The 2,649-nt window shown below is 60.4% G+C and carries 1 protein-coding gene; it reads right to left on the bottom strand.

Annotated features, from left to right (window positions below; translation table 11 throughout):
* Positions 1–377: 377 nt before the first annotated feature.
* Entirely contained in the window at positions 378–2,486 is a 2,109-nt protein-coding gene (locus tag Q0F21_RS07025) for a GDSL-type esterase/lipase family protein (protein WP_297238615.1), read from the bottom strand.
* Positions 2,487–2,649 lie beyond the last annotated feature (163 nt).

Consider the following 2,649-nt stretch of genomic DNA (forward strand, 5'->3'; position numbering starts at 1 on the left):
AGTGCGACACCCTAGCGGGGTCGCGGGATCGCTAGCAACGCCTGACCCCCGGGTCGTCGGGGCTACGCCCCTCGACCACGGGGCTAAGAAACGGGCACCCCTGTCGGGGTGCATCGTTCACCACTCTTCACAATGAGTGGAGTGGCTCCTGTAACGCTCAAGTGCGTCACCTATGGATCCGGAGACCTGACGGATTAGAGGCCGGTATCACAGGCTGTGGAGCTCTCCGTAACGGACTGGGGGTCAGCAGTAGGCTGAAGGCTGTTTCTATTACCGGTAATAGGTTTGACTATTACCGATATTAGTGTTCACTAATACCGACTATAGTTTCGTCTAATATCGGTATTAGTTCTGAGGGCATCACCTTGCCCCGGCTACTACCGCTCCGGGATGGGTAGGATAAAGGTGGGGACCGGCTGTCCTCCGGCGGTGCGCAGGTTGGCATCCGTCCAGCCGGTGAAGGCATAGGCGACGGAGACGATCCGGAGTGATCCCTCGGGACACTTGATCCTCAGACTAGCTCCGTCGATATCGCCCCGCAGCGGGATCCACCGCCCATCCAGCGTCTCCCCGAGGAGACCCCGTACCTCTGCGCCGTCGGAGGTCTCGAGGGTCCCTTCGCCGGCATCCAGTGAGAGCCTCCATCCATCGGCACACGCCTCGATGCGTAGGGGTCTCGCCGCAGTCGCCTCTGCCCCGGTGCGGTGACCGTAGACAGACTGAAGTGCCAGACGTGCAGCACGCTCGCCGAGAGGCGTCTTGTCGTGGTAGTGCACATCGCCCCGCTCGCCGAGATCATAGCTGGTGACGAGGCTTACCCCCTTCATCTCCTCAGCCAAACGGCGCTGCAGGTCTCTAAATCGCCCCCAGGAGGGACGATCAAGGTTGCTTAGCTGCACCGTCAGCACAGGCAGATCAGTGCCGAAGTGACGACGCAGATCCCGGACGAAGTGGGGGAAGAGGAGACCATACTGCTCCGCATTCTCCGCATCACTCTCGCCCTGATACCAGAGCACGCCGGAGAGCGACTGACCATAGATAAGGCGGTAGCCGGTCTCTTCGTTGAAGGAGGGGTCATAGCTATGTCTCTGGAAGGGATCCTTCGTGAGCTGCAGGTTGGTCTCCATTCGCTCCCGACACCACTGCATGGTGTAGTCATTGTCTCGCCAGTGGTCAAAGACCTTGGCAAACCTCGGATCGTCCTCCAGAATGTCTCTGCTCACCCACGAGGTGAGAGGGGTGCCGCCATTGTCGATCTCGATGACGCCCACCGGCACGTCCAGTTTGCTTGCCATCTGTGTGGCAAAGGCGTATCCCACGGCTGAAAAGTCGAGTGCCGTCTCGGTACTGACTGCCTTCCATTCGCCGTGATAGAAGTCGAGCTCATTGGCTCGACGCAGAGCCTCTTCGCTCCATGGCCTGCTGTCTGTCTCGGCGAAGGGTCTCAGGCGAAGCAGCCGCAGGGTGCCCTGCCGGGGATGACGTGTCGCGGCATAGTCCGATCCGCCGGTGGCATCCCTGAGAGAGAATGCCATATTGCTCTGACCGCTGACGAGCCAGACCTCTCCCACGAGGAGGTCTGGGAGAGTGATCTTTTTCTCATTCCCCTCTACGGACAGCAGCTGAGGCTCTCCGGTCGCCTCTCCGGCGGGGAAGGTGATCGACCACTTCCCATCATCCCCCACCGGTGCTGAGAGATAGCGCTCGCCTCGCCACCGGAGGGTGATCCGGTCCCCTCTGTCTGCATGACCGGTGATCGTGTGGGTCATCCCCTGCCTCAGCACCATGTGGGGCTGCCAGGCGCCATCGAGGCTGATACCGCCGTAGTCACCCGTAAGGGATCGGAAGACTGTCTCTGCCAGATGACGAGCTCCGCGAGCATTCGGGTGGAGCGTGGGCGGATCGGTGATCAGATCGGGGCGGTGGCGAAACGCCTCGTAGAGATCGATAAATCCCGTCTGACGGGCCTGAGCCACCCGCGGGATCAGTCCCTGCAGGATCCGATACCAGTCGTGCGTGGAGGAGATGTATCGTGAGTGACAGGGGAAGATGGGAGTCATACTGCAGATCCTGATGTCCATTTCCGGATTGACCGCCCTGAGGGAGTCGATCAGGGTGCAGTAGTCCGCCACGAAGCGATCCCGGTAGTGCGGGAAGTTGCGGGGGTCGGTGTCATTGAGTCCCAAGTGGATCACCGCCACGTCGGGCTTGAAAGCGAGTGCCGCAGCAAACTCCTTCGTCTCCACGTAGGGATTGTGCCCGTCCCTGAGGAGGGTGGATCCGCTGTGACCGAAGTTTCGCACCTCATACCCCTCGCCGAGGAACTGACCGAGGATGGTGGGGTAGGACTGCGCCGCCGGATCCTCCAGCCCGTAACCGTAAGTGACAGAGTTGCCGATGCAGGCGACTCGGACGCGCTGCGCCGAGAGCGAGGGCATCAGAGCCAGGAAGCTCCATAGGAGCAGCAGAAGAGTGCTTCGTCTCATGAAATGTCAGATAATACTGGGGAGAAACCGATAGGCGGAGATATACTATATGGTGTGGTCAGACGAGATGACCCAATAGGGTGGCACTGGTGACGTCGTCGATGTGGCAGCGAACCGTGTCGCCGAAGTGGACGCCCTCCTTCTTGTCAAATACCACCACCTT

The organism is uncultured Porphyromonas sp. (assembly GCF_934359325.1).
In the GTDB taxonomy this organism is placed as follows: domain Bacteria; phylum Bacteroidota; class Bacteroidia; order Bacteroidales; family Porphyromonadaceae; genus Porphyromonas_A.

Bases quoted from the DNA above. Each gene is read 5' to 3' on its own strand.
- Q0F21_RS07025 (WP_297238615.1), bottom strand. From the start codon at position 2,486: ATGAGACGAAGCACTCTTCTGCTGCTCCTATGGAGCTTCCTGGCTCTG.